Raw genomic sequence first — 8,069 nt, 5'->3', positions numbered from 1 at the left:
CAGGAATTTATCAATGGGCTGAAACTGGATTCTAACCCCCAACAACTTTGAAAACCGGAGTTTTATACAAGCTCCGGTAACCTGGGGCTGGATTCAAGCAATAAGTGCAATCGTCTGTCAGGACGTATATACCGAAACGTTCTGGCCGGATTCATTACGGTTTTCAAAGTGGTTGGGGTTTAGGTGCTATTTGATCGTAAAGCTGGTGAGTTGAAAGCCATTATTTTTACTTTGCTCATCATCATGACTGAGTACCCAACCCAAAATGTCCCAGTCCCCCAGTACAATGCGCTGCTTGTTGTTGTCCAGATCGTGAATGGCCGCTCGGTGGGTGTGGCCGTGAATAAGAGTGTCGACATGGTGGCGGGCCATTTCACTGATGACTGCTTTCTGTGTCACATCCATAATCGCCAGAGGCTTTCTGCCACTGTTAGCCTTGCTGTTCTCCCGTAGTCTTTTTGCTGTATTAATACGGAACTGACTGGGAAGGTGAATGAGCAGACGCTTGATCAGCGGGTTTTGAATAATACGGCGATAGCGCATATAGCTGGTGTCACTGGTACAGAGGCTGTCGCCGTGCATCAGCAGAACGGGTTTGTCGGCCAGTTGAATCACTGTGGGATCCGTCAGCAGTGTGCAGCCAGCCAGCTGGCAAAAACGTTTGCCGACCAGAAAATCCCGATTACCGTGCATAAAGAAAAGATGCACGCCTTTTTCAGAAAGGGCTTTGAGAGCAGAAGCAATCTGGTGATGGAAATCGTCCATCAAATCGTCACCAACCCAGTATTCAAAGAAATCGCCAAGGATAAATAACTGCTGGGCTTGAGGGGCATCCTGCTCCAGAAAACGCAGAAACGCCCGGGTTATATCCGGGCGTCCTGGTGTCAGGTGCAGGTCGGAGATAAACAGCGACCGCAAAACAGGTTTACTCCACGATTTCGGCGGATTCAACCAGTACTTCTTCAGTAGGAACGTCCTGATGGAAACCATAGCTGCCAGTACGCACGCCCTTGATCTTGTTCACCACGTCCATACCGTCGGCTACTTTACCAAATACCGCATAGCCCCAGCCTTGTTCAGTTTTAGAGCTATGGTTCAGGAAATCGTTATCAGCCACGTTAATAAAGAACTGGGCTGAAGCAGAGTGAGGGTCCATAGTACGAGCCATAGCAACGGTGCCAGTGGCGTTTTTCAGGCCGTTGTCCGCTTCGTTCTGGATCGGCGCGTTGGTGGATTTCTCTTCCATGCCAGGAGCCATGCCACCGCCCTGGATCATGAAACCGTTGATAACACGGTGGAAAATGGTGTTGGAGTAATGACCGGACTTAACGTATTCCAGAAAGTTGGCAACAGTCTTTGGAGCCTTCTCAGCGTCCAGTTCCAGAGTAATGTCGCCATAATTTGTATGAAGGGTAACAACAGCCATTAGAGTGTAATCCGAAATGATAAAAACCAGCCGCCAATGGCGGCAAAGTTCCTATCATAACCTCTTTATCCCGTTTATGCAGTTTTGTTTATGGGATATTAAGTACCCAAACCATTGCTTTCGCATAGTCTGGCGGCGTCTTTTTTCGCCCTTGCTGCGTCACAACTCTTATCACGTAGCGGGCTACGCTCCCGACGCTGTTCCTTGAAGAGCGAAAAAATCCACTCGCCATCATTATGCGAAAGCAATGGTCCGGGCACTTAATGGCTCGGCACTTTACGGCGTAGTGTTAAATGCTCCGAGCAGAGGCATCACCGTGCAAATATTGTCAAAGCGGGCCTTGAGTTCTGTGGCTGACATACGCTGTGCTTTATCTGGAACCATGGAAGGGAAAGCAATCTGGCTGATAATATCCGTTGCAATCAGACGGTCGGTGCCCTGTATATTGTTAGCGATCAGACAGTCTGGAGGCAGGTGGAACAAGATAGGGGAGTAGATAGTTTCCTTACCAGGAGCAGTGTGTTCTGCCCAGCATCTTAACCGGGGAGAGCCAGAAAGTACGCAGCAGGCGATATAGCCGATGGAATAGATATCCCGTGCTGTCGATCCAGATTTGAGGTGCCAGGGGTCAAAGCGTGTATCCCGCGACAACATTATAGAATTATCTCCCGCTTTGGTGGATAAACCAAAATCTGTAATCACTGAGCTCAGGGACCCATTCACTTCACTTTTCAAGAGAATGTTAGGTGTATGCAGGTCGTTATGATGAATACAGGCTGTCTCATGGAGGTAGGACATACCTGCAAGGAAGCCGCTCAATATCTGGCGAGCTGACTCCAGATCGGGAATATCCTCATTATCCTCATTTGCGAGCCAATCAAATAGATCATTATGGAGTCTGGCCATTACCAGTACCGGCTGACTCATCGATTCAATTCCCATGAACATAGCAATAATATTGGGATGATTAAGGTTTCTGAGAAGACGAATTTCATCATTGAGGGTTTTACAGGCCTTGGGGTTGGAGGACACAGGCTTCTTTAACGCCAGACTTAAATCTTCACCCTGATGATTCACGGTATAGGCTTTCACTGTGCCATATGAACCTTTCCCTAAGGTGACACCCGGATGAGATTCAATAAAATCAATATACGCTGGCTGTTGCAGAGGAGAGCTTTCACTGCCATAACTACTGCTGTCAGGACTGTCATGGATATTAGATGGCTGAGGTCCTTCCATAACGTTTTGAAGAGAAGTTTCAGGGGTCAAACTGGCGGTGGGACTGGCCAGCGTGACGTCATATTCCATGGAATGAAAAATGGAGTCATAGTCATCACTGGATGAAGAATCCATCTCTGAAGGAGAGCTGTCGTGATAGCTAGACAGATAGCTGCTGCAATAGCTAGCGGAAGATGTTCTGTAATTCGTCTGCATAGTCTCTGCCCTGAATTGGTAACCCCGGTAAACTGAAATTACCAGTCAGGGCAGGAGAGGTCTGTTAGACCTTGGTCTGGTGGTTTTTCAGGATCACGACTTGCGTACCATATCAGTGAAGGTGCTGGCCAGCAGGGCCGCATTGCTTTTCAGGTCAATGCAGTTTTCATCTGCCAGATGATGACTGATCAGTCCATCAATAGATCCCCCAATAAGCAGCGCAGCCATCTTTGCAGTAAGACCCGTCCTCAGCTCTCCTTGTCTTTCAACAGGTTCCAGAAAACTGGTGAGAGCCTCCTGCCACTGGTAGCGTAAATCTTCGATATTGTGATTTTTATCCCGTGTTCCCATATAGAGAGACTGCTCCATCATCCGGAAAATCTGGCGAGTACGTGGTTGAGTGGCTATCTGTACCAGCAGCTGTTCAACCAGTCTGGCCAGATCATCCAGAGGATTATCAGAACCCAGCGCCACCAGATTGTCGAACGTCTTTTCCGATGGTGCGATAGCTTCATCCCACAAGCAGTTGAGCAGGGCTTCTTTGTCCTTGAAGTGCCAGTAAATGGCACCTCGGGTGGCTCCGGCATCTCTGGCAATATCTGCCAGAGTGACCCGAGCCAGACCATTTTCACTGAACAGTCTGAGGGCCGAAGCCAGCAGCTGTTGACGGGTTTTTTTCGCATCCTCTTTGGTTTTCCGGGCCATTAACTCAGTTCCTGAACAGGAGCTCGGTTGTTAACGTGATCCGGAACAAACAAAACATAAAGGCAGGGAATTATCACTAATGCAATCACCGTAGAGGCCACCAGACCAAATACAATGGCCATGCACAGCGGATACCACTGGGGGTCGCTGAGTGCCAGAGGCATAAGGCCAAGCACTGTAGTCAGGGTGGTACTGACAATAGGGCGCAACCGTTCGGCAGAGGCTCGGGCTGCAGCAGAAACTGTATCCATGCCATTTTCAAAATGGCGGTTGGCAGTATCAATCAAAACAATTGCGTTGTTCACCGCAATACCTACCAGAGCCACAACACCAATCAATCCGGAAAAAGACAGGGGAATATCTGCGAGGAAAAAGCCGCTTAACGTTCCCGTCAGTCCCAGAGGGATAATTAAAAGAATGATGATGGGCTGGCGGATAGAATTATACAGCAGTGCCAGCAGGATCAGTATCAGTAGAATCGCGGCTACAAACGCAATGCCCATGGAGGAATAGCTGTCTCCGGCTTTGGCGAGTTCTCCACCCAGCTGGTAATCGTAGCCGGGAGGCCAGCCTGCTTTCATTCTGTCCAGGTCAGGTTGCATGGCCAGCATGATATCGGAGGCGGTCTGGCCTTCAGCGCGCGCTTCCACAGACACGGCCCGATAACCATCTTTATGGATGTAAACCCGGGGTACGCTGTTGATGGTGTAATCACTCACGCTCTGCAGCGGTATAGATTCTCCCTGAGGGGTTATCACTTTCATCAGTTGAACTTCAGCCACATGGCGAGGGTTGCCGATATTTCCATTACGACTTGGCCATATATAGCCGAGGCGCAGTTTCGGGTCATCCCCCGTGCCTTCCGTCTTGAACCGACCGTAGCCATCTTCACTCATGCCTATGCGGATCTGCTCCGCGACATTGCTTTCATCCAGTCCGAAGAAGGTCAGCATTTCACGGTCAAATGTGAACCGAACCTCTGGCAGAGGAGCACCAAGATTGTCACGAATATCGACGGCACCCGGCTCCTGTCGCAAGCGTGCCTGCACTTGGCGAGAGAGGTCTCCCAGCACTTTATAATCCGGCCCCGACAGGGTGATAGAGACAGGTGCGGATGTGTCAGGGTTACCACCAACGTGGGTCAGCTGGATGGTAAGCCCCGGTTCATCACTGAGCACTCGCTCCAAACCGTCACGTATTTCAGGCAGATAATCAAAGGACAGTTTTGAGCGCTCATCCTTAGGGCGAAGGATAACAGTAAATCCGGACAGATGAGCACTCTGGTTAGGAAGCAGAGCGTCCTTTGGATTACCAGTAGTGACCGGGCTGCGAGCACCAGTGTAGATGACAAACTTTTCAATCCAGGGTTGCTCGCGGAGCCACTCGGAAGCTTTATCGGTCACCTGTCGTGATTGTTTCAGTGTTGCATCTGGTGCCAGTTCAATGGAAATGCCGATCTTACGATCATCAGCTTCCGGATACATCAGGCTGGGCAACAGGCTCGACGCCATAATACTGAGGACGAACAGACTAAAGGCTGCGGCAGTCCAGCTTATGGTTTTGCCTTTGCGCGATAGCGGACCATTCATCAGGAATTGTTCGAGTCGCTGGCCATAAATACGAGCGTAACGGTCGACGGTCAGCTCCTGTGGTGTCGAGCTTTTCTCCAGCAACAGACGAGACAATGGAATGCAGATCAGAAACGCAACGATCAGACTGATCACCAGTGCAAGGGTGATGGTGATAGGCAGAATGCGGATAAACTTTCCGTCCACGCCACCCACCATCATCATGGGCACCAGCGCGAGAATCGTTGTGAGCTGACCAGCAATCGCAGGCATGTAAAAAGTTTTTACCGTGGACAGAGCAGCCTGTGCAAAACTCTCCTTACGCACATAAAGTCCCTCATGCATTCCCTCCATGACCAGAATAAACACATCCACCAACAGCCCCAGAGCCAGTACCATGCCGATCATCACCATGCTGTTGAAGGAGTACCCCATTGGGATCATCAATCCAAGCACTGCCAGCAGGGTGACAGGTATGGCCAGGCCGGCAATCAGGGCTTCCCGCCAGGTGAGGAGTAACATCAGGATGGCGAATACAATAAGTACCGCCTGCATCATGGAGCTGGAAATATCGTTAAAAGCGGTTTCAATCAGCTCCGCATCATCACTCACGCGTGTCACACTGAGGGAAACGGGCCAATCGTTCTGCGCCGTAACCCTCTCAATGACCCGGGCGGCTTCATCAATGGTGGCAAGGGTGTCGGTCCCCGGGCGTTTCTTCACATCAAGAATCACGCCGGGAGTCGCTGGTGAACCTTCCAGGCTGAAGCCTGTTTGCATTTCTACACGATCAAGGCGTAAGTCCACCTCGGCAATATCTCCGAGACGCACGGTGCGATCGTTAATACGCATTACGGGCAGTTGGCGAATAGCCTCCACCTGCTCAAAACGGCCTTCGAGATACAGTGAGAATTTGTTGCTATCCCCTTCAAACTGCCCCCAACCCATGTCCCTGTTGGCAGATAACAGGCTGTTTTTCACACTGACGGGAGATAGCCCCAGCATGCGCAGCTTTTCCGGGTAGAGGCGAACGTGGAGGCTCTTTTCACGTTGACCGCTCACATCCACTTTTTTAACAGCACTTATATGTTCCAATTCATCCTTAAGATACCGGGCCGTATCGGTCAGCTGAATATCACTGGTATTTCCATGTAGAACCCAGGTGACGATGGGAGCCTCGGACATAGACATCTCTTCTATATCCGGCTTTTCAACACCGCTGCCAGAGGGGAACTCACTTTCTGCCTTACTCACGGCCGCTCGTAAACGTTGCATGGCGTCGGATACCGGCATATCGGCATCAAACTCCATCGATATCATGGAATAAGAGTTATAGGAGCCGCTGTCGAGACGCTTGAGTCCTTTCAGCCCGCGAATCTCTTCTTCCAGATATTTGGTAACCTCTTTTTCCACCTGTTCCGGCGAAGCGCCCGGCCATTTGGTGATAACCATGGCCATGGGGATCTCCAGATCCGGGTAGTTCTCTCTCACCAGGGTTTGCCAGGCGGTCAGGCCCACAGCAATAAACAGGACAAGCAGCAGTTTGGCCAGCAAGGTTTCCAGAAAGAGACGCTTGGCAGGCCCTTCAGGTTTCAGCCAGCTCATTGCTTCCCTCCTGTCGCTTTATGACCCACTACCTGCACAAGGCTGCCGTCTGCCAGAAGGTGCTGGCCACGAACAACCACTTGATCTCCAGCACTCAACCCAGAAGTAATTTCAATACGGCCCAAACCTTCCAGCCCGGTTTTCACCATCCGGCGGGTGACACGTCTGTTTTCCTCTATGACATAAATAAAGGGCTGGCGATCTCTGAAAGACAGGGATTCTATGGGCAGGCTAATAGCATCGCTTTTATGGCGAGCAGCAATCCATGCCTGTACAAACAAGCCGTCATGGATACTGGTATCTTGCCCGATATCTGTCCGTACCTTTACAGTACGGGAGCGGTTTTGCAGACTCAGAGCCGGGCTGACAGACCATACCTTCCCAATCATTATTCCCCCAGTCAGCTCGCCAGTGCGAGCGCTTTGATAGAGAGCCGTGCTGTTAGCACTGATCCATACAGTTTCCCCTTCTTCTACCATGGCGGCGGATGTTTCGGGGATTTGCAAGGTAATTTCAAAGTGGTTGTCGTCTACCACCACAATGGCAGAGGAGGCTTCCCGTTCGCTGTTTCTGGTGATGCCCTGCGGGGGATAGTAATAATTGCCTTCCCGCAGGTTCATGACTGTGATCAGGCCATCAAAAGGTGCAAAAAGGTTGTCTTTACTGAGAGTGACCAGCGCACCTTCACGTTCTGCAGAAATGCTTTTGATCTCAGCATGGGCAGAAGCCTCAGCGCTATCGGCAGCCGTTACGGCGGCTTCGGCATTGAGTAGAGCGGTGCGATCACGGTCGAGGGCGTCCTGAGATATCAGCCCATCTTTATGGATCTTTTGAGTACGCTCAAAAGCAATTTGCGCCAGTTTGAGATCGTTATGGGCACGCAAGGTATTGGCACGGGCTTCTTCGCTGCGCTTGCGGGCAGATTGCAGGCGGGCAGTAAGGCTATCAACCGTTGCGCTGTTAGTGCGGGAATCGAGGCTGGCGAGGCGCCTGTTCTTGTTGACCCGGGAGCCTTCTCGCAGCATAAGACTGCTATCATCATCACCGATAGCGACGACTTTCCCTGCTCGCTCAAAGTTCAGGAAGGCTTTTCTCTGAGCTTCAGCCGTTCCTTCTGCAAAGACCCAGGCAGTTAAGGGCTGCGGCTCCACGGTGATAGCGCTTACCGAGATAACTCTCTCCTGAACGGTAATGGTGGGAGGCTGCAGGTAACTGTTCAGGCGGAAAGCGCCTAGTCCAGTCAGGGCAATAACTGCTCCGGCGAGCAGCAGTTGGTTTTTTTTTAAGGCCATAGTTATATGCCAGCTCGCTTTTTCAAGTACTTGTGATTA

6 protein-coding genes are annotated in these 8,069 nt (G+C 50.8%); all 6 read right to left on the bottom strand.

The features are described 5' to 3' along the window. Window positions 1-186: 186 nt before the first annotated feature. A complete protein-coding gene (locus tag E1189_RS04550; RefSeq protein WP_230460161.1) occupies window positions 187-951 on the bottom strand; it encodes a UDP-2,3-diacylglucosamine diphosphatase in 765 nt (254 codons plus the stop codon). Then, complete coding sequence (locus E1189_RS04545) at window positions 926-1,426, bottom strand: peptidylprolyl isomerase (RefSeq protein ID WP_155158870.1); 501 nt, start codon at window positions 1,424-1,426, stop codon at window positions 926-928. The genes E1189_RS04550 and E1189_RS04545 overlap by 26 nt, the downstream gene beginning before the upstream one ends. A gap of 276 nt (window positions 1,427-1,702) precedes the next feature. Then, the gene (locus E1189_RS04540; RefSeq protein ID WP_155158869.1) at window positions 1,703-2,860 is read right to left on the bottom strand and encodes a protein kinase family protein; all 1,158 of its coding nucleotides are present in this window, start codon (window positions 2,858-2,860) and stop codon (window positions 1,703-1,705) included. A gap of 93 nt (window positions 2,861-2,953) precedes the next feature. After that, the gene (locus tag E1189_RS04535; RefSeq protein WP_155158868.1) at window positions 2,954-3,565 is read right to left on the bottom strand and encodes a TetR family transcriptional regulator; all 612 of its coding nucleotides are present in this window, start codon (window positions 3,563-3,565) and stop codon (window positions 2,954-2,956) included. Beyond that, entirely contained in the window at window positions 3,565-6,738 is a 3,174-nt protein-coding gene (locus tag E1189_RS04530) for an efflux RND transporter permease subunit (protein WP_155158867.1), read from the bottom strand. The genes E1189_RS04535 and E1189_RS04530 overlap by 1 nt, the downstream gene beginning before the upstream one ends. Continuing rightward, window positions 6,735-8,030, bottom strand: a complete 1,296-nt coding sequence (locus E1189_RS04525; RefSeq protein WP_155158866.1) for an efflux RND transporter periplasmic adaptor subunit — start codon at window positions 8,028-8,030, stop codon at window positions 6,735-6,737. The genes E1189_RS04530 and E1189_RS04525 overlap by 4 nt, the downstream gene beginning before the upstream one ends. Between the last annotated feature and the right edge of the window lie 39 nt (window positions 8,031-8,069).

The sequence above is a fragment of the Parendozoicomonas verongulae genome, assembly GCF_009711465.1.
GTDB classification, from domain to species: Bacteria; Pseudomonadota; Gammaproteobacteria; order Pseudomonadales; family Endozoicomonadaceae; genus Sansalvadorimonas; species Sansalvadorimonas verongulae.
Note: the sequence above shows the minus strand (reverse complement) of the source record. Positions and strands in the feature narration are given on the sequence as shown.